A 21847-nucleotide genomic window follows, 5' to 3' on the forward strand; every position below is an offset into this window, starting at 1 on the left:
AACACCGCAGGCACACCACCACCCACCGCCCCCACCACATCAAGATCCACCGCAACCACCAGCGGATCCGGGACTCGGCACGCGGCATCCAGCAGCGCCAGTGCCTTGGGGGTGGACATCGCCACGACGCCCGAGCGGGACATGCGGGCCCGGTCCACCTCGGCGAGCTTTCCGGTCAGGCCGGAAGACTCGGCCCAGAGGCCCCATGCCACCGACAGCGCCGGAAGGCCCACGGCCCGGCGGTAGGCGGCGAGGGCATCACAGTAAGCGTTCGCCGCCGCGTAGTTGGCCTGGCCGGGGCTGCCCAGCACTCCGGCGGCCGAGGAGAACATCACGAACAGGCCCAGCGGCAGACCCGCCGTCGCGGCATGCAGATGCGCCGCCGCCGTGGCCTTGGCCTCCCACACCCGCGCCAGGCTCTCCGGGGTCTGCGAGGTGAGCACCGCGTCGTCCAGGGCACCGGCCGCGTGGATCACCCCGGTCAGTGGGTGCTCCGCGTCGACCCCCGCCACCAGCTCCGCCACCGCGCCCGCATCTGTGACGTCTACGGCGGCGATCCGCACCCGCGCGCCGAGGCCTTCCAGCCGGTCGGCCAGCTCCCGTGCGCCGGGAGCGTCCGGCCCACGGCGGCTCACCAGCAGTAGGTGGCCGACCTGCCACGTACGGACGAGGTGTTCGGCGACCAGTCCGCCCAGGGTGCCGGTGCCGCCCGTGATGAGCACCGTGCCCTCCGGGTCGAGCACGGCCGGGACGACGTCCGACGGCTGGTCGGTGTCGGCTCGCTTCAGCCGGGGCACCAGCACCTGGCCGTCCCGTACCGCCAGCTGAGGTTCGTCCCGTTCCAGCGCACACGCGGCCGCGTTCCGCACACCATCGGCCAGGACATCGGCCTCGTGCTCAAGGTCGAGCAGGAGGAAACGTCCCGGATTTTCCGCCTGCGCACTGCGTACGAGGCCCCATACGGCGGCACCGGCCACGTCCACGTCCTCAAGCCACGCGACCGCGCCCCGCGTCACCACGACCAACCGGGCATCGGCCAGCCGCGGTTCGGCCAGCCAGCCCTGCACCAGTTCCAGCGCATGTTCGACAGCGGCCAGACCATCGGTCGCCGACACGGCATCGGGAGCGGAGTGCGGAAGGCAGGCGAAGGCAACGGATGGGACCGGATCGTCCGTGTCGAGTGCCGCGACCAGCGACTCCAGGTCCGGGTGGCGTACCGCGCTCGATGCGCTCTCGTCCGCAGGGTCGAGGCCCAGGACCACGTAGACGTCGTCATCCGCCGTGACCGGCACGGCAGGCAACGGCGTCCACTCCAGCGCGAACAGCCCGTCCACGCCACGCGCGCCCGCAGCCTGCAGCTGATCAATCCGTGCCGGGCGCGACACCAGGGAGTCCACCGTGAGGACCGGTTCCCCGGTGGCGTCGGCCACCACCATCCGCAGTCCCCGCTCGCCGTCCACGCCATGCTGCTGCGGGGAGATCCGCACCCGCACGGTGGTGGCCCCGGTGGCCCACAAGGACACGCCGTTCCAGGCGAACGGCAGCCACACCTGGTCATCGTCCTGGTCCCGCTCGGACGAGGCGCTCAGCAGCGCCGGGTGCAGCGCGGCATCAAGCAGCGCCGGGTGGATACCGAAGCCTTCCTCGTCCCCCGCCGACTCGGGCAACGCCACCTCGGCGACGACATCCGCCCCGTCCCGCCACATCGCACGCAGCCCCTGGAAGGCAGGCCCGTACGAATATCCCGCCGCCGCGGCCTGCTCGTAGAACCCGTCCAGCTCCACCGGCTGGGCGCCTGCCGGGGGCCACGCGCCGTGCACTCCCTCGGCCGTGGCACCGGTGTCCTCGCGTGGCGGGCTCAGTACGCCCTCCGCGTGGCACACCCACCCCGCTACGGAGTCGGCGTCCCCCGGACGGGAGTACACCTGGACCTCACGCCGTCCGTCCTCGGCCGCCTCGCCCACCACGACCTGTACGCGCAAGCCACCCGACTCGGGCAACGCCAGGGGCACCTGAAGCGCCAGCTCCTCGACCCCGCCGCAGCCGACCTCGTCGGCCGCTCGCAACGCCCACTCCACGAGCGCCGCACCCGGCACCAGGACCGCCCCCGCCACCACATGGTCGCTGAGCCAGCCCTCGCCGCCCCCGGCCGTGATCCTGCCGGTGAGCAGGTGCGTACTGCCGTCGGCCAGCTCGACCGCGGCGCCCAGCAGCGGGTGTCCGGCGGAGACCAGCCCGAGGTCACCGGGGTCGCCGGCCCCGCCCGATCCGGCCATCCAGAAGCGCTGGTGCTGGAACGGGTAGGTGGGCAGGTCGACGGTGCGCGGTGTCGGCTCGGCCGGGAACAGGACCGTCCAGTCCACCGGGACGCCCGCGACGAACGCCTGGGCGAGGGAGCGCACCAGCTGCGCCCTGCCCCCGTGGTCGCGGCGCAGCGTGGGCACGGTCACCGCGTCGACGCTCGCCCGCTCGAAGGTCTCCTCCATGCCGACGGTGAGCACGGGATGGGTGCTGGCCTCGATGAACACCCGATGCCCATCGGCCAACAGCGCCTCGATCGCGTCGGCGAACCGTACGCGTTCCCGCAGATTCGTCACCCAGTACGCGGCGTCCAGCCCGGCCGTATCGGCTCGGCCGCCGGTGACCGTCGAGTAGAACGCCACGTCGTCCGAGGGCGCGGCGACGGGCGTCACACCGTCCAGTACGCGCATCAGCTCGTCGCGGATCTCATCGACCTGGGGGCCATGCGAGGCGTAGTCCACGTCGATCAGCCGCGCCCGATCACCGTTGTCCCGGCAGGCGGCCACCACGGCGGCCACCTGCTCCGGCGGACCCGAAACCACCGTAGAAGACGGCCCATTGACCGCCGCCACACCCACCCCAGCCGCTGGGTCACCCAGCCCCGACAGCAGCCGACCGGCCTCCTCCTGCCCCACACCCAGCGACGCCATCGCCCCACCGCCCGCAAGGCTGCGCAACGCCCGACTACGCAGCGCCACCACCTTCGCGCCGTCCTCCAACGACAACGCCCCCGCCACGACCGCAGCCGCGATCTCCCCCTGACTGTGACCCACCACCGCCGCAGGCTTCACCCCATGCCCGGCCCACACCGCCGCCAACGACACCATCACCGCCCACAACACCGGCTGCACCACATCCACCCGCCCCAGATCGTCCCCAGTCCCGCGCAGCACATCGGTGAGCGACCAATCCACATACGGGGACAACGCCCGCTCACACTCCGCCACCCGCCCCGCGAACACCGGCGACGCATCCAGCAGTTCCGCACCCATCCCCACCCACTGCGACCCCTGCCCCGGAAACACCAGCACCGGACCCACAACACCCACCAAAGCCGGGGCCCCCGAATGCACCACACCCGGATGCGACTCACCGGCCGCCAACGCACCCACCGCCTCCACCAGCTCCGCGCGGTCCTCACCCACCACCACCGCACGATGCTCGAACACCGACCGCCCCGTCACCAACGACCAACCCACATCCACCGGCATCACGTCCGCATCGGCCACCCACGCCGCCAAAGCGCCCGCCTGACCCCGCAACGCCTCCGCACTCCGCCCCGACACCACCCACGGCACCACACCCTCAACAGGCCGAGCCACCTCAACCCGCGCAGACACCTCCGGAGCCTGCTCCACGACCACATGCGCATTAGTGCCGGAAATGCCGAACGCCGACACCCCGGCCCGTCGCGGGCGCTCGCCGCGCGGCCACGCCACGGGTTCGGTCAGCAGCCGTACCGCGCCGCCGGTCCAGTCCGCGTGCGGGGTCGGCTCGTCGACGTACAGGGTGGCGGGCAGCATTTCGTGGCGCAGCGCCATCACCATCTTGATGACACCGGCCACACCCGCGGCGCCCTGTGCGTGGCCGATGTTGGACTTCAACGAGCCCAGCCACAGCGGCTGGTCGGCGGGGCGGTCCTGGCCGTACACGGCGATCAGGGCGTCCGCTTCGATGGGGTCGCCGAGGGTGGTGCCGGTGCCATGGGCCTCGACGGCGTCGACCTCGGACGGGGCCAGCCGGGCGTTGATGAGGGCCTGACGGATCACACGCTGCTGCGACGGGCCGTTCGGCGCGGTGAGGCCGTTCGACGCGCCGTCCTGGTTGATGGCCGAGCCGCGAAGCACGGCGAGTACCTGGTGTCCGTTGCGCTGTGCGTCCGAGAGCCGTTCCAGGAGCAGCAGGCCGACGCCTTCGGAGAATCCCGTACCGTCGGCGGCCGCCGCGAAGGGCTTGCAGCGGCCGTCGGGGGCCAGTCCGCGTTGGCGCGAGAATTCCACGAAGGTGTTCGGGGTGGTCATCACCGTGACGCCACCGGCCATGGCCAGGGTGCATTCGCCCTGTCGCAGCGCCTGGCAGGCCAAATGCATGGCGACCAGGGACGAGGAACACGCCGTGTCCACGGTGACGGCGGGTCCTTCGAGGCCGAGGGTGAAGGCGACCCGCCCCGAGACGACACTGAGCGTATTGCCGGTGAGCAGATAGCCCTCGGCTTCCTTTTCGATGTGCGGGGTGCCGAAGCCGAGGATTCCGGCGCCCGCGTAGACACCGGTCGGGGTGCCCTTCAGGGAGGTGGGGTCGATCCCGGCGCGTTCGAGCAGTTCCCAGGAGACCTCCAGGAGCTGGCGCTGCTGCGGTTCGGCGGCCAGGGCCTCGCGCGGGCTGATGCCGAAGAACGTGGCGTCGAATCCGCCCGCGTCCCGCAGGAAGCCGCCCCGGCGGACGTAGCTGGTGCCGGAGTGGTCCGGGTCGGGGTGGTAGATGCCCTCCAGGTCCCAGCCGCGATCCTTCGGGAAGTCCCCGGTGGCGTCCTGGCCGGAGGCGACGAGGTGCCACAGGTCCTCGGGAGAGGCGATGCCGCCCGGGAAGCGGCAGGCCATGCTGACGATGGCCACCGGCTCCTGGGCCCGCTCCTCCGCCTCGCGCAGGCGCTGACGGGTCTGCCCCAGATCGGCCGTCACCCGCTTGAGGTACTGGCGGAGCTTGTCTTCCGTACCGTTGCCCGTACCTGGCATCTGTTCTCGCTCCTCCATCAGGGCAGTTCACGGTCAATGAGCGCGAACATCTCGTCGTCCGAGGCGGATTCGAGGGCGTCGAAGTCCGTCGTGCCGGACGCCTCGGTCGGTCCGCCGTTCACCTTCGCCAGCAGTCCGCTCAACCGCTTGGCGATCCTGAGCCGTCCCTCTTCGTCGGTGGCGAGGGCGTCCAGGGCGTGGTCCAGCCTGGCCAGCTCGCCCAGAACGGGGTCCACACCGTCCCGGCCCGCGATGGTCGCGTCGTCGGGTGCGAGCCGTTCCAGCAGGTATTCGGCGAGCACCGCGGCCTCGGGGTAGTCGAAGACCATCGCGGCGGGCAGCCGCAGCCCGGTGGCGGCAGCGAGCCGGTTGCGCAGTTCCACGGCGGTCAGCGAATCGAAGCCCAGCTCCTTGAAACTGGCCTCGGCCTGCACCGCGTCCACATCGGCGTGGCCCAGCACGGTGGCCGCGTGGCCCCGGACCAGACCCAGCACGAGTCGGTGGCGCTCGGCCGCCGACAGCCCGGCCAGCCGGTCGGCCCAGTCGGCGGGTTGTCCCGCCTCGGCGGCCGCCGCCGTACGCCGTCCCGCGCCACCACCGCCACCGCCACGGGTGGTGGCGAGTGCGCGCAGGGTGGCGGGCAGGCCCTCGGCGGGCAGGGCGGCCAGGGTGCGGGTGTTCACGTCGGCCGCCACCAGCAGGTCGCCGCCGTGCTGGACGGCCGCGTCGAGCAGGGCCAGGCCCTGCCGGGTGGCGAGGGCGCCGACGCCCGTACGGGCCATCCGGGCGAGGTCGGCCTCGGCGAGGTGGCCGGTCATCCCGCTGGCGTCGGCCCACAGTCCCCAGGCCACCGACACCCCGGGCAGTCCTTCGGCCCGGCGGCGGGCGGCCAGGGCGTCGCAATAGGCGTTGGCGGCAGCGTAGTTGGCCTGTCCTGGGCTGCCGAGCACCCCGGCCGCCGAGGAGAACATCACGAACATGCCGAGCCGCAGATCCGCCGTCGCCGCGTGCAGATGCGCCGCCGCCCGGGCCTTGGCCGCCCACACCCGCGCCACCCGCTCCGGGGTCTGCGAGGTGAGTACCGCGTCGTCCAGCACACCCGTGGCGTGGATGACACCGGTCAGCGGATGGTCCGCGTCGATGCCCGCCACCAGCTCCGCCACCGCCGCCGCGTCCGTGACGTCCACCGCGGCCACGCGCACCTGTGCGCCCAGTTGGCGGAGCCGGGCGGTCAGTTCCGCGGCGCCCGGTGCGTCCGGGCCGCGCCTGCTCGCCAGCACCAGGTGGCGGACCTGCCAAGTGCGTACGAGGTGTTCGGCGACGACACCGCCCAGTGTGCCGGTGCCGCCCGTGATGAGTACCGTGCCGTCCGGGTTCACGGCGGCGGGTACGTCCAGGACCAGCTTGCCGGTGTGGCGGGCCTGGCTGAGCTGCCGCAGCGCTTCCCGCGCCCGGCTCAGCGGCCAGGTCCGTACGGGCGCGGGCCGCAGCACTCCGGCGGTGAACAGCTCGCGCAGCGTGCGCAGCATCTCGCCGATGCGGTCCGGTCCGGCGTCGGGCACCAGGTCGAAGGCCCGGTAGCGCACACCGGGGTGGGTGGCGGCGATGTGTTCCGGGTCGCGGATGTCGGTCTTGCCCATTTCCGAGAGCCGTCCGCCGTCGGCCAGCAGCCGCAGCGAGGCGTCGACGTAGGGTCCGGCGAGGCTGTTCAGCACCACGTCCACGCCACGGCCGCCGGTGGCGTCCCGTAGCCCGGTCTCGAAGTCGAGGGTGCGTGACGAGGCCCGGTGTGCCGCGTCGATGCCCATCTCCTCCAGCACCGGGTGTTTCCCGGGGCTGGCCGTGGCGTACACCTCGGCTCCCAAGTGGCGGGCGATCTGGACGGCGGCCATTCCGACGCCGCCGGTCGCGGCGTGGATGAGCACCGACTCGCCGGACCGCAGTCCGGCCAGGTCCACCAGCCCGTACCAGGCGGTGAGGAACACGACCGGTACGGCGGCGGCCTGCTGGAAGGTCCAGCCCTCCGGGATCGGCACCACCATGCGCGCGTCCGCCACCGCCAGCGGGCCGAAGGCGCCTTCGAACAGGCCCATCACGCGGTCGCCCACGGCGATTCCGGTCACCTCGGCGCCGATGTCCGTGACCACGCCCGCGCCTTCGCTGCCCCGGAACACCCCGCCGCCGGGATACATCCCGACCGCGATCAGGGCGTCGCGGAAGTTGAGGCCTGCGGCGTGGACCGCGACGCGGACCTCGCCGGGGCCCAGTGGCTCCAGCACCTCGGGGCAGGGCACGGGGGTCACGTTCTCGATGGTCGCGGCGCCTTCCACCGCGAGTCGCCAGGCCGGTTGCGCCACCGGGGCCACCAGGCCGCCGCTTCCGGCTGCCCCGGCGCGCATCAGCCGTGGCGCCCACACCCGGCCCGCGCGCACCGCGACCTGTGGTTCGGCCGTTCCAACGCCCCACAGCACACCGTCCAGGACGTCTGCGCCCGGTGCTTCCGCTTCCGCCGGGCCACGGGGGTCGAGGTCGAGCAGGACGAACCGGTCGGGGTTCTCGGCCTGCGCGCTGCGCAACAGCCCCCACACCGCCGCACCTGCCGCGTCCACGGCACCGGGGCCGGGGTCGTCCCCGTCCGGTGCACCGGCCGCGACGGCACCCCGCGTCACCACCACCAACTGGGCGTCGGTCAGGCGGGGTTCGGCCAGCCACGCCTGCAGCAGGCTCAGCATGCGCTGGACTGCGGCCATGCCGTCTTCCGAAGTGGCCGCCGACGCGGCCGTGACACCCGTCAACACCACCGAGGGGACGGGCCCGCCGCCGTCGACCGCCGCGAGCAGCGACGCCAGATCCGGGTGGCACACCGCGCCCGCGGTGTGCCAGTCCGCCGGGCCCAGCACCACCCAGTCACCGCCGTCGGCCACCGGCTCCGGTGTCCCCGGCAGCGGGATCCAGTCCAGGGTGAACAGCCCGTCCGTGCCCCGGCGGCCCGGGGTGCGCAGCTGGTCCGTACGGGCGGGGCGCAGCACCAGCGAGTCGACCGTGAGGACGGGGTCGCCCACGGCGTCGGACACGGTCACCCGCAACGCCCGCTCGCCGTCCGCGCTCCGCTCGTCCGGCGACAGCCGTACCCGTACGGTGGTCGCACCGGCGGCCCACAGGGACACTCCGTTCCAGGTGAACGGCAGCCACAACAGGCCGTCGTCGTCCGGTCCGGGCGGCTGACCGGTGAGCAGGGCGGCCGGGTGGAGGACGGCGTCCAGCAGCGCGGGGTGGATGCCGAATCCGCGCCACTCGCCGGCGGTTTCGGGCAGCGCCACCTCGGCCAGTACGTCGGAGCCGTCCCGCCAGAGCTTGCGTACGCCCTGGAAGGCGGGCCCGTACGCGTATCCATCGGCGGCGGCCCGCGCGTAGAAACCGTCCGCGTCCACCGGCTCCGCGCCCGGTGGCGGCCATTCCCCGGAGGGTCCGGGCGCCGGGTGGCCCCGGGGCGGGGCGAGTACGCCGTCGGCGTGGCACTGCCAGGTGCCATCGGTGCCGGAGGTGTCGGCGTCCGGGCGGGAGTAGACGCGTACGTCGCGGCGGCCGTCCTCGCCGGCCGCGCCCACCGCCACCTGGACGCGCAGCCCGCCGGATGCGGGGAGGATCAGCGGGGTGCGCAGCGTCAGTTCGTCGAGCACGGCGCACCCGGCCTCGTCGGCGGCCCGCAGCGCCCATTCGACCAGCGCGGCGCCCGGCACCAGGGGCGCGCCCGCCACCACGTGTTCGGCCAGCCAGCCGTGGCCGCCACCGGTCCCGACGCGGCCGGTGAGCAGATGGGTACCGCCCTCGGCGAGTTCGACGGCGGCACCCAGCAGGGGGTGGTCGGCGGAGGTCAGCCCGAGGTCGGCGGGGTCGCCGCCGCGTGCGTCCGCTCCGTCCAGCCAGTAGCGCTCGCGCTGGAAGGCGTACGTCGGCAGCGGGACGGTACGGGGCGTGGGGTCGGCCGGGAACAGGGTGGTCCAGTCCGTCTCGACCCCGGCGGTGAACGCCTGCGCCACCGAGCGCACCAGTTGGGCCAGATCGCCGTGGTCACGCCGCAGGGTGGGCACGGCGAGGGCGGCGCTGTCCGCTTCCTCGAAGGTTTCCTGCATGCCGACGGTGAGGACGGGATGGGTGCTGACCTCGATGAACACGCGGTGGCCAGCGGTCAGGGCGGCCCGTACGGCATCGGCGAACCGCACCTGTTCGCGCAGGTTGCGCACCCAGTACGCGGTGTCGAGCCCGGCGGGGGCGGCGGGGCCCGCGGTCACGGTGGAGTAGAAGACCACGCCCGTCCCGGGCTGCGGGGCGGGGTGGACCCCGTCCAGCAGCCGGGTGAGTTCGTCGGTGATCTCATCGACCTGGGGGCTGTGGGAGGCGTAGTCCACCTCGATCATCCGGGCCCGTCCACCGGTGTCACGGCAGGCGGCCACGGCCACGGCCACCTGCTCGGGCGGGCCTGACACCACCGTCGACGCGGGTCCGTTGACGGCCGCCACGACCACCGTCGACGCGCGCTCGCCCAGGTCGGCGAGCAGCCTCTCGGCGCGCTCCTGGCCCACGCCGAGGGAGGCCATCGCGCCACCGCCCGCGAGCCGCCGCAGAGCCCGGCTGCGCAGGGCCACGATGCGTGCGCCGTCGTCCAGCGAGAGCGCCCCGGCCACGCAGGCGGCGGCGATCTCGCCCTGGCTGTGGCCCACGACGGCGGCGGGTTTCACACCATGACCGGCCCATACGGCGGCCAGGGACACCATGACCGCCCACAGCACCGGCTGTACGACATCGACGCGGCTCAGATCGGCGACGCCTTCGGTGCCGCGCAGTACGTCGGTGAGGGACCAGTCGACGTAGGGGGCCAGGGCCCGTTCGCAGGCGGCCACCCGCTCCGCGAACACCGGGGATGTGTCGAGCAGTTCTGCGCCCATCCCCGGCCACTGCGATCCCTGCCCCGGGAACACCAGCACGGGGCCGGTCGCACGCGAGTCGGGGGCGGGGCCGGACTGCACGACGCCCGGGTGTGTTTCGTCGGCCGCGAGCGCCTCCACCGCGGCCAGCAGTTCCGCGTGGCTTTCGCCGACGACCACGGCCCGGTGGTCGAAGAGCGTGCGGGTCCTGATGAGTGACCAGCCCACCTCGGCGGGGTTGGCGGCGGGGGCGGTGGCGAGGTGGGCGGACAGGGTCCGGGCCTGCTCGCGGAGCGCCGCGCTGCCGCGTGCGGACAGCACCCAGGGCACCACGCGGTGGTGGGTGGCGGGGTCGGCGGTGGTGTTCGGTTCCGGAGCCTGTTCGAGGATCACATGGGCGTTGGTGCCGCTGATGCCGAAGGAGGACACGGCGGCCCGGCGGGGCCGCTCGCCATGTGGCCACTCCACCGCCTCGGTCAGCAGCCGTACCCCGTCCTCCCACTCCACATGCGGGCTCGGCGCGTCGATGTGCAGGGAGGCGGGCAGTACGCCATGCCGCATCGCCATCACCATCTTGATGACGCCCGCGGCCCCGGCGGCGGCCTGGGTGTGGCCGATGTTCGACTTCACCGACCCGAGCCACAGTGGCTTTTCGCCGGGCCGCTCCTGTCCGTAGGTGGCGAGCAGCGCCTGCGCCTCGATCGGGTCGCCGAGCGTGGTTCCGGTGCCGTGGGCCTCCACCGCGTCGATGTCGGCCGGGGTGAGGCAGGCGGTGGCCAGCGCCTGCCGGATCACGCGCTGCTGCGACGGGCCGTTCGGCGCGGTCAGGCCGTTGGACGCGCCGTCCTGGTTGACGGCCGAACCCCGGAGCAGGGCCAGCACCTGGTGGCCACTGCGCCGGGCGTCCGACAGCCGTTCCAGGACGAGGAGTCCGATGCCTTCGCCCCAGCCGGTGCCGTCGGCCGCCGCCGCGAACGGTTTGCAGCGGCCGTCCGTGGCCAGTCCGCGCTGCCGCGAGAACTCGACGAACGTGTTCGGCGTGGCCATCACGGTCACACCACCCGCCAGGGCAAGGCTGCATTCGCCCTGGCGCAGCGCCTGGGCCGCAAGATGCATGGCCACCAGCGACGACGAACACGCCGTGTCCACCGTCACCGCGGGCCCCTCCAGACCGAAGGTGAACGCGACCCGTCCGGAGGCGATGCTCGGGGTGCTGCCGGTCATCAGGCGGCCCTCGACGCCCTCCGGGGTACGGCCCAGGAAGCGGCTGCCGTAGTCGTCGTACATGACGCCGGTGATCACGGCGGTCCGGCTGCCGCGCAGGGTCACCGGGTCGATGCCCGCGTTCTCGAAGGCCTGCCACGCGGTCTCCAGCAGCAGCCGCTGCTGCGGGTCGGTGGCCAGGGCCTCGCGCGGGCTGATGCCGAAGAAGTCCGCGTCGAACCGCGCGGCGTCGTACAGGAATCCGCCCTCGCGGGCGTAGCTGGTGCCGGGGCGGTCCGGGTCCGGGTCGAAGAGGGCCGCCAGGTCCCAGCCTCGGTCTGCGGGGAACTCCCCGATCGCGTCCACGCCCTCGGATACCAGCCGCCACAGGTCGTCCGGCGAGCCGACACCGCCCGGATAGTGGCAGGCCATGCCGACGATGGCGATGGGATCGTCGTCGGTGGCCACCGCGGCGGCCACGGGCGCGAGTGCTGTGGCGGCGCGGGTCCCGGTCAGCTTCTCGCGCAGGAAGGCCACCAGGGCGTCGGGGGTCGGATAGTCGAAGATGACGGTGGCCGGAATCCGGGTCCCGGTGGCCGCGTTGAGCCGGTTGCGCAGGTCGAGGGCGGTGAGTGAGTCGAAGCCGAGTTCCTGGAAGGCCCGGCCCAGCTCGATGGCCTCGGGCGCCGGATGGGCGAGCACGGTGGCGACCTGGGCGCGGACCAGCTCGCCGAGGACACGGTCCTGCTCGGTGGCGGGCATGTCCGCCAGCCGTTCGGCCCAGGGCACCGCCCCGGTGTCCTGGGCGGGCCGCCGGGCGGGGGTGGGCACCAGGGCCCGCAGTACGGGCGGCAGTGGCCCGGTGGCGGTCCGGGCGCGCAGCGCGGGCAGGTCGAAGCGGACCGGTACGAGGACGGGGTACGGGCTGGTCAGCGCGGTGTCCAGCAGCACCGGCAGCTGGTCGTCCGCGATGGGGGCGATGCCGGAGCGCGCCATCCTGGCCAGGTCGGCGTCGTCGAGGTCGTGGGTCATGCCACCGGCCGAGGCCAGCAGCCCCCAGGCCAGTGCGTGGGTCACCAGGCCCTCGGCACGGCGGTGTTCGGCGAGGGCGTTGAGGAACATGTTGGCGGCCGCGTAGTTGGCCTGCCCACCGTTGCCCATCAGGGAGGCGGCGGAGGAGAACATCACGAACGCCGCCGGAGCCATCTCACGGGTCAGCCGGTGCAGATGCCATGCCGCGTCGAGCTTCGGGGCGAGTACGGCGTCGAAGCGCTCGGGGGTCAGCGAGGTGACCACGCCGTCGTCCAGCACCCCGGCGGCGTGGACGACGGCGGTCAGTGGGCGGTCGGCGGGGATCGTGGCCAGCAGTTCGGCCACCGCGTGCGGATCGGCGACGTCACAGGCGGCGACCCGCACGTCCGCGCCCAGGTCGGCCAGTTCGGCGGTGAGCGTGTCGATGTCCCGCGCGGTCGGGCCGCTCCGGGAGACCAGCAGCAGATGCCGGGCGCCGTGGGCGGTGGCCAGATGCCGGGCGACCAGCCGCCCGAGGGCGCCGGTGCCGCCGGTGATCAGGACGGTTCCGCCCTGGTCGAGGGCGGGCGGTGGCGCCTCGTGGTCCGGGTGGACGCGGACCAGGCGGGGGACGCGTACGGTCCCGGCCCGCACCGCCAGCTCGGATTCACCGGCCGCCACGGCGGCCGGGAGCGCGGCGCGCAGGACGTGGCGGGAGGCCGTGTCACCGTCCAGGTCCAGCAGCAGGATCCGGTCGGGGTGTTCGGCCTGCGCGGCACGGACCAGACCCCACAGGGGCGCGGTGGTCAGGTCTGCGGGCGAGTCTTGGGAGGTGGCGGCGACGGCGCCAAGGGTGGCGATCACCAGCCGGGCCGTGCCGAATCGGTCGTCGGTCAGCCACGTGCGCAGCGCGTCCAGCAGTTGATGGGCGGCCGCGCGCACCTGTGCGGGAATCTGGTCAGGGTCGGTTGATGCGCTGTCGCGGCCGGGGCACGGGATGATGACGAGGCCTGGGGAGGGAAATCCTGCGTCGATGGCGGCCTGCAGTGCGGCCAGGTCCGGGTAGTGGACGGAGTCGTCGGCCAGGTCCAGGGGGTCGGAGCCTACGACGGCCCAGCTGTCGGCCGATGCCGGTGGGACTGCGGGCAGTGGCTGGGGCTGCCAGTCGAGCCGGTACAGGGAGTCGTCGGTGCGGGTGGCACGCCAGCGGTCGGCGGGGACCTCGCGCAGCCCGAGGGTTTCGATGGTGGCGGCCACGGCGCCGTGGTCGTCGGCCAGGGTGAGCGCGACGGCATCGGGGCCGGTCGGGGTGATGCGGACCCGTAGCCGGGTGGCGCCGGTGGCGAACAGCCGTACCCCGCTGAAGGAGAACGGCAGCCTGACGGTGCCCGGGGTGCCGTCAGAGGGTGCGTAGTGGGCGTTGAACAGCTCCTCCACCGGGTGCAGCGCGCTGTCCAACAGGGCGGGGTGCAGGCCGAAGCCCTCGGCCTCACCGCGCTGCTCGGTGGCCAGCCGCACGTCGGCGAGCATGTCCTCGCCGTGCCGCCACGCGGCGTGCAGTCCTCGGAAGGCGGGCCCGTACGCGTACCCCTGCTCGGTGAGGCGCCGGTACAGGTCTGCCACATCGACCGGGACCGCGTCGGCCGGTGGCCATGGCGCCGGGGGTGCCGCCGGGTCGGGCGTCGCGGCCGGGAGCGCGGGGGCGAGGAGGCCTGCGGCGTGGCGTCGCCAGGTGTCCAGGACTGCGCGGGAATCGTCCTCCTGGTCCTCGGGGCGGGAGAAGAGGGTGAGCGCACGTCGGCCCGCGTCGTCGGGTGCGGCAACCGCCAGCTGGATGCGCACCGCGCCGGAGGCGGGCACGAGCAGCGGGGTCTCCAGGGTGAGGTCGTCGACCAGGTCGCAGCCCGTCCGCGCACCGGCGAGCAGGGCCAGTTCCAGGAGGGCCGTGCCGGGCAGTGGCACGCTGTCCGCGATGGTGTGGTCCGCCAGCCAGGGGTGGGTGTTCAGCGACAGCCGCCCGGTGAGCAGCAGTTCGCCATCGGGTGTTTCCACGGCGGCCTGGAGGAGGGGGTGGCCGGTGGCACCGAGCCCGGCGGCGCGCACGTCGGCGGTGCCGTTCGGGACGGGTCGCCAATAGCGCTCGCGCTGGAACTGGTAGGTGGGCAGGTCGACGCGGCCCGCGTCGTCGGGGAGTGCGGCGGAGAAGTCGGAGGTGCCGCCGTCGATGTGCATCGTGGCCAGGGCGGACAGCAGCGTACGGGGCTCGTCGCGGCCGTGGCGCAGGGCGGCGGCGAACACCGGCGCCGTCTCCGGTGCCGTCCCGTCAGTGGTCAGGCCGTCCTCGGCCATGGTGGTGAGGACGGCGTCCGGGCCGAGTTCGAGGTAGCGCACCACACCCTCGGTGCGCAGGGTGCGCAGTCCGTCGTGGAACCGTACGGGCTCGCGGACGTGGCGTACCCAGTACTCCGGGTCGCGGAGCTGGTTGGTGTCGGCCACCTCGCCCGTGAGGTTGGAGATCACGGGAATGTGCGGCGCGTGGTAGGTGAGCGCGCGGGCCACCTCGCGGAAGTCGTCCAGCATGGGCTGGAGGAGCGGCGAGTGGAACGCATGGCTGACGCGCAGCCGCTTGGTGCGGTGGCCGCGCTCCTTGAGGGTGCGCACCACCTCCTCGACGGCGTCCTCGGCGCCGGACACCACGAGGGCGGTGGGCCCGTTGACGGCGGCCAGGGCAAGTCGGTCGGCCTGCCCGCTGAGCAGCGGGAGAACCTGTTCCTCGGTGGCCTCGACGGCAGCCATGGCGCCACCCGCCGGGAGCGCCTGCATGAGCCGTCCCCGGGCGGCGACGAGGGTGCAGGCGTCCGGCAGCGACAGCACGCCCGCCACATGTGCGGCCACGATTTCGCCCACCGAGTGGCCGGTCAGATATCCGGGAGTGACCCCGAAGGACTCCACCAGCCGGAAGAGAGCGGTCTCCAAGGCGAAGAGGGCCGCCTGGGTCACTCCGGTGTGGTGCAGGGAGCGGGCCTCGTCGGTGTCCTCGGCGGCGAAGAGGAGGTCATGCAGCGAACGCCCGAGCAGCGGGTCCAGATGCGCGCAGGCCTCGTCGAAGGCCGTGGCGAACACCTCGAAGCTCTCGTACAACTTCGCACCCATGCCAGGCTGTTGGCTGCCCTGTCCGGTGAACATGAACGCGGTGGCGCCGGTACGGGCCGCACCGGCGCGGGTCAGCCCGGGGTGGTCCCGGCCGTCTGCCAGCGCGCGTACGGCCGTCAGCAGCTGGTCGCGGTCGTCGCCCAGGATCACGGCCCGGTGTTCGAAGACGGTACGGGTCCTGGCGAGCGACCAGCCCACGTCGGCCAGGGACAGCCGGGGGTGGGCGTCGGCATGGGCTGCCAGGGCGGCGGCCTGGTCGCGCAGCGCCTGGCCGGTACGGGCGGACAGCACCCAGGGCAGCGCCCGGCCGACTGGCAGCGTGCCCTCGGCGGCCGGGCGCGCGGACGAGCCGTCCAAAGCGGATGCCGGTGCGGATGCCGGTGCGGATTCGAGGAGGAGGTGGGCGTTGGTCCCGGAGATCCCGAACGAGGACACGGCGGCCCTGCGCGGACGTTCGCCGTGCGGCCACGTGACGGGTTCGGTGAGCAGGCGTACCGCGCCCGCGTCCCAGTTCACGTGCGGGGTGGGCTGGTTGACGTTCAGCGTGGCGGGCAGCGTTTCGTAGCGCATCGCCATGACCATCTTGATGACACCCGCCACGCCCGCCGCGCCCTGGGTGTGGCCGATGTTCGACTTGACCGACCCCAGCCACAGTGGCTTCTCGTCGGGCCGCTCCTGGCCGTAGGTGGTCAGCAGCGCGTGCGCCTCGATGGGGTCGCCCAGCCGGGTGCCGGTGCCATGTGCCTCGACCACGTCGACCTCGGCCGGTGACAGCCGCGCGTTCGCCAACGCCTGGGTGATGACCCGCTGTTGGGAGGGGCCGTTGGGCGCCGTCAGGCCGTTCGAGGCGCCGTCCTGGTTGATGGCCGAGCCCCGGATGACCGCCAGTACTCGGTGGCCGTGGCGCCGGGCGTCCGACAGCCGCTCCAGCAGCACCAGGCCGACGCCCTCGGCGAAGGCGGTGCCGTCGGCGTCGGCGGAGAACGCCTTGCACCGGCCGTCGGGCGCGAGGCCCCGCTGCCGGGAGAACTCGGTGAACACATTCGGGATCGTCATCACCGTCACACCACCGGCCAGGGCCAGGCCGCATTCACCCTGCCGCAGCGCCTGGCAGGCCAGGTGCATGGCCACCAGCGAGGACGAACACGCGGTGTCCACCGTCACCGCGGGCCCTTCCAGGCCGAGCGTGTACGCCACCCGGCCGGACAGCACACTGGGGGCGTTGCCCGTCACCAGATAGCCCTCAGCGCTCCTGTCGATGTGCGGCGTGCCGAACCCGGGGAGGGCGGTCCCGGCGTAGACGCCCGTCGAGCTGCCCTTGAGCGAGGCCGGGTCGATTCCGGCACGCTCCAGAAGCTCCCACGCCACCTCCAGCAGCAGCCGCTGCTGAGGGTCGACGGCCACGGCCTCACGCGGACTGATGCCGAAGAACTCGGGGTCGAACCGGTCGGCGTCGTAGAGGAAACCGCCCTCGCGGGCGTGGCTGGTGCCGGGGTGGTCCCGGTCCGGGTGGAACAGGCTCTCCAGGTCCCAGCCACGGTCCGTGGGGAACTCCCCCATGGCGTGTTCACCGGAGGCGACGAGCCGCCACAGCTCCTCGGGCGTGCGCACATCCCCCGGATACCGGCAGGCCATGCTCACCACGGCCACCGGCTCCTGGGAGCGGTCCTCCATGGCGCGGAGCCGCTGGCGTGTCTCGTGGAGATCGCCCGCCACTCGCCTCAGATAGTCGACCAGCTTCTCTTCATCAGCATGCGGCACAGAGGGTCACCCGGCCTTCCGCGAAAGGGCGCGCCACGTCGGTCATGACAGGCCAAGTTCGTTGTCGATGAAATCCAGCACCTGATCGGCGGTCGCGACCTGCAGCCGCTCCACGGCGCCGCCGTCGTCGCCCGAGGGACACATCGCCTTCCAGCGCGAAAGCAGCGTCTCCAGCCGGGTCGTGACCGCTCCGGAATCCAGCTCCTCGACGGCCACGGCGGACAGGCTGTTCTCCAGCCTGATCAGCTCGTTGAAGACCGGGTGGAGGATGTCCCGGCCCGGGGTCCCCGCGTCGTCCGGGGCGAGTTGACCGCGCAGGTGTTCGGCGAGCGCGGCCGCTTCGGGATGGTCGAAGACGAGCGCCGCGGGCAACCGCAGCCCGGTGGCCGCAGCGAGCCGGTTGCGCAGTTCGACCCCCGTCAGCGAATCGAAGCCGAGGTCCTTGAACGACGCGTCCGGGTGGACCGTGGCGGGGTCGGTGTGGCCCAGCACGGTGGCGGCGTGGCTGCGCACCAGGTTGAGCAGCAGCCGGTGCTGCTCGGGGGACGGCAGTCCGCGGAGCCTGCCGGACCAGTCCGTCGGCTGGGCACCACCCGAAGCGGTCGGCCGGACACGACCGCTGCCACCGGTCGCCGCGAGAGCCCGCAGCGGGGTGGGCAGAGTGGCGGTGTCCTGGGCGGCCAGGGCCCGGGTGTCCAACGTGAGCGCCAGCAGATGGGGACGGCCGTGGCGGTACGCCGCGTCCAGCAGGGCCAGCCCCTCTCCGGTGGTGTTGGCCGTGATCCCCAGCCGCCCGATCCTGGCCAGGTTGGCGGTGTCCAGCCGGGCGGTGAGCCCGCTGGTCGCCGCCCACAGCCCCCAGGCCACCGACAGCCCCGGCAGACCGGCGGCCTGGCGGTGGGCGGCGAGGGCGTCACAGAAGGCGTTGGCCGCCGCGTAGTTGGATTGGCTGGGGGTGCCCAGATCGGAGGCGAAGGAGGAGAACATGACGAACGTGCCGAGGCGCAGGTGCGCCGTCGCCGCGTGGAGATTGGCCGCGGCAGTGGCCTTGGCGGCCCATACCCGGGTCAGCCGTTCCGGGGACTGCGCGGGAAGCATCGCGTCGTCCAGCACGCCTGCGGCATGGATGACACCGGTCAGCGGATGCGCCGGGTCGACGCCCGCGACGAGATCGTTGACGGCGCCAGGGTCGGCCACATCGGCTGCGGCGATCTGCACCTCGGCGCCCAACTCGGCTAGCCGAATGGCCAGTTCCTTGGCCCCGGGGGCCTCGGGACCGCTGCGGCTGGCCAAGAGGAGATGGCGGATACCCCAGGTACGGACGAGGTGTTCGGCCACCTGACCGCCCAGGGTTCCCGTGCCCCCCGTAATGAGCACCGTGCCCTCCGGATCCACCGGGGCCGGGACGTCCAGCACCAGCTTCCCGGTGTGCTTCGCCTGGCTCAGATACCGCAGCGCCTCCCGCGCCCGGCACAAGGGCCACGCCCGCACCGGAAGCGGCGCCAGAGACCCCGACGCGAACAACTCACCCAGCTCACGCAACATCCGGCCGATACGGTCCGGTCCCGCATCGCCGACCAGGTCGTACGCCTCGTACCGCACCCCGGGGCGCTCGGCCGCGATCTGCTCCGGATCACGGATGTCGGTCTTCCCCATCTCCAGCAACCAGCCGCCATCGGCCAGCAACCGCAGCGAGGCGTCCACGAAGGGCCCCGCCAGGCTGTTCAGTACGACATCCACACCACGGCCACCAGTGGCCTCCCGCACCACCTGCTCGAAGTCCAGATCGCGCGACGAGGCCCGGTGAGCGGCGTCGATGCCCATGTCCTCCAGCACCGTATGCTTGCCGGGACTCGCCGTGGCGTAGATCTCCGCACCCACGTGGCGGGCGATCTGCACCGCCGCCATCCCCACGCCACCCGTCGCGGCATGGATCAGCACCGACTTGCCTGCCCGCAGCCCGCCCAGCTCGACCAGTCCGTACCAGGCGGTGAGGAACACCACGGGCGCCGCGGCCGCCTGCTGGAAGTTCCACCCGGAGGGGACGGGGACGACCGTACGCGCGTCCGCCACCGCCACCGGGCCGAACGCGCCCTCGAACAGGCCCATCACCCGGTCCCCCACGGCGAGGTCCGTCACCCCCGGCCCGATATCCAGAACCACACCCGCGCCCTCGCTGCCCGCGAACACGGCGTCCCCCGGATACATCCCCAACACGATCAGGGCATCGCGGAAGTTGACGCCCGCCGCATGGACCGCGATGCGTACCTGACCTGCGCGTAGGGGCTCCAGCACCTCCGGGCACGGCACGGGCCGCACACTGTCCACGGTCGCGGCGCCGACGACCCCGAGCCGCCACGCGGACTGCCCCACCGGGGGCACCAAGCCATCACCGCCGCTGTCGACGGCCCGTACCAGCCGGGGCACCAACACCTGCCCGGCACGCAGCGCCACCTGCGACTCGTCCGTCTCCACGGCCCGCAGGACGGCGGTCAGCACACTGCGGTCATCGGCCCCCGGTGTATCCGGGTCCAGGTCGAGCAGCAGGAACCGGCCCGGGTTCTCCGCCTGTGCGCTGCGTACCAGACCCCAGAGCGCGGCCCCGGGTACGTCCACACTCCCCGTGTCATCGGCGGGTACGGCTCCGCGCGTCACCAGCGCCAACCGGGCGTCGGCCAGTCGTGGTTCGGCCAGCCAGTCCTGCAACAGCTTCAAGACCCGCTCCGCCGACGCCAGCCCATCGGCCGCCATGGCGCCGATGTCGGCCGATGCGTCGACAGCAGGCTGATACGCCAGGACGACCGAAGGAGCCGCTGTGCCACTGTCGAGCGCGGCAATCAGCGAGCCGAGGTCCGGGGTGGCCTCGCTACCCAGAACCTCCCAACTCGGGTCACCGCTGCCACTGCCGTCAGACGCGAGCGGCAAGGGGTGCCAGTCCATGGCGAACAGATCATTCGTGACAGGGATTTGGGCCCTCCGGAGCTGGTTTCCGCTCGCCGCGCGCAGCACCACCGCATCCGCGCTCAGCACCGGTGCGCCCACCGCATCGGCCACCGTCAGCCGCACCGTCCGCTCGCTCTCGCCACTGCCCTCCCGAGGCGACAGCCGGACCCGGACACTGGTCGCTCCTTGGGCCCGCAGCACCGCCCCGTTCCAGGTGAACGGCAACCACACCCTGTCCGTCGTGTCCTGGCCGGTCAGCAGGACGGGATGCAGCGCCGCGTCCAGCAGCGCCGGGTGGACACCGAACCCGGTGTGTTCCCCCGCGGCCTCCGGCAACACCACCTCGGCCAGCAGGTCCGCCCCGTCGCGCCACACCGCGCGCAGCCCCTGGAAGGACGGACCGTACTCATATCCCGAGGCCGCGACCTGCGCGTAGAAGTCCTCCAGGACCACGGGCTCCGCCCCCGCCGGGGGCCATACGCCGCCCAGCCCTTCCGCTACATCCTCGCCTTCCGGCGCCGGACCCAGCACACCTTCCGCGTGGCACACCCACGCGTCCACGGACCGGTCGTCTCCCTCGGGACGGGAGTACATGTGCACTTCGCGCCGCCCATCGGCCCCGGGCGGCCCGACCACGATCTGCAGGCGAATTCCACCCGACTCCGGTAGCACCAGCGGGACTTGGAGCGCCAGTTCCTCCACTCGACCGGCACCGACCTCGTCGGCTGCCCGCAGTGCCCACTCCACCAGCGCCGCACCGGGCACCAGCACCGCGCCCGCCACCACGTGCTCGCCGAGCCACGCATGGGTACGCGCCGAAAGCCGCCCCGTCAGCAGTCGGCCGTCGCCGTTGGCCAGTTCCACGGCGGCACTCAGCAGTGGATGCCCGGCGGGGAGGAGGCCGAGGTCGGTGGGGTCGGCGCCCCGACTGGTGAGGCCGTCAAGCCAGTACCGCTCGTGCTGGAACGCGTACGTCGGCAGATCCACCGTCCATGGCGTCGGGTCGGCCGGGAACAGGGTCGTCCAGTCCACCCGGACGCCCGCGACGAACGCCTCGGCGAGGGAGCGCACCAGCTGCGCCCTGCCCCCGTGGTCGCGGCGCAGCGTGGGCACGGTCACCGCGTCGACGCTCGCCCGCTCGAAGGTCTCCTCCATGCCGACGGTGAGCACGGGATGGGTGCTGGCCTCGATAAACACCCGATGCCCATCGGCCAACAGCGCCTCGATCGCGTCGGCGAACCGTACGCGCTCCCGCAGATTGGTCACCCAGTACGCGGTGTCGAGGGCGGTGGTGTCGATTCGGCGACCGTGCACCGTGGAGTAGAAGGCGGTTTCGGTACCAGAGGTGTCGATCGGGCGGATGTCGTCCAGTACGCGCATCAGCTCGTCGCGGATCTCATCGACCTGGGGGCCGTGCGAGGCGTAGTCCACGTCGATCAGCCGCGCCCGATCACCGTTGTCCCGGCAGGCGGCCACCACGGCGGCCACCTGCTCCGGCGGACCCGAAACCACCGTAGAAGACGGCCCATTGACCGCCGCCACACCCACCCCAGCCGCTGGGTCACCCAGCCCCGACAGCAGCCGACCGGCCTCCTCCTGCCCCACACCCAGCGACGCCATCGCCCCACCGCCCGCAAGGCTGCGCAACGCCCGACTACGCAGCGCCACCACCTTCGCGCCGTCCTCCAACGACAACGCCCCCGCCACGACCGCAGCCGCAATCTCCCCCTGACTGTGACCCACCACCGCCGCAGGCCGCACCCCATGCCCAGCCCACACCGCCGCCAACGACACCATCACCGCCCACAACACCGG

3 protein-coding genes are annotated in these 21847 nt (G+C 73.0%); all 3 read right to left on the reverse strand.

Annotated elements, in window-relative coordinates; genetic code table 11:
* Window positions 1-5036 (reverse strand): type I polyketide synthase (locus ACFV9T_RS40995; protein ID WP_385448537.1); only part of this gene is annotated, 5036 nt, incomplete at its 3' end.
* Between the two features lie 17 nt (window positions 5037-5053).
* Window positions 5054-17089, reverse strand: coding sequence for an SDR family NAD(P)-dependent oxidoreductase (locus tag ACFV9T_RS41000; RefSeq protein WP_385448540.1), 12036 nt, complete (start codon window positions 17087-17089; stop codon window positions 5054-5056).
* A 42-nt stretch (window positions 17090-17131) separates the two neighbouring features.
* On the reverse strand, window positions 17132-21847 hold a 4716-nt coding region (locus tag ACFV9T_RS41005; RefSeq protein ID WP_385448542.1), incomplete at its 5' end, for an SDR family NAD(P)-dependent oxidoreductase.

It is taken from the genome of Streptomyces sp. NPDC059850 (assembly GCF_042731515.1).
Taxonomy (GTDB): Bacteria; Actinomycetota; Actinomycetes; order Streptomycetales; family Streptomycetaceae; genus Streptomyces.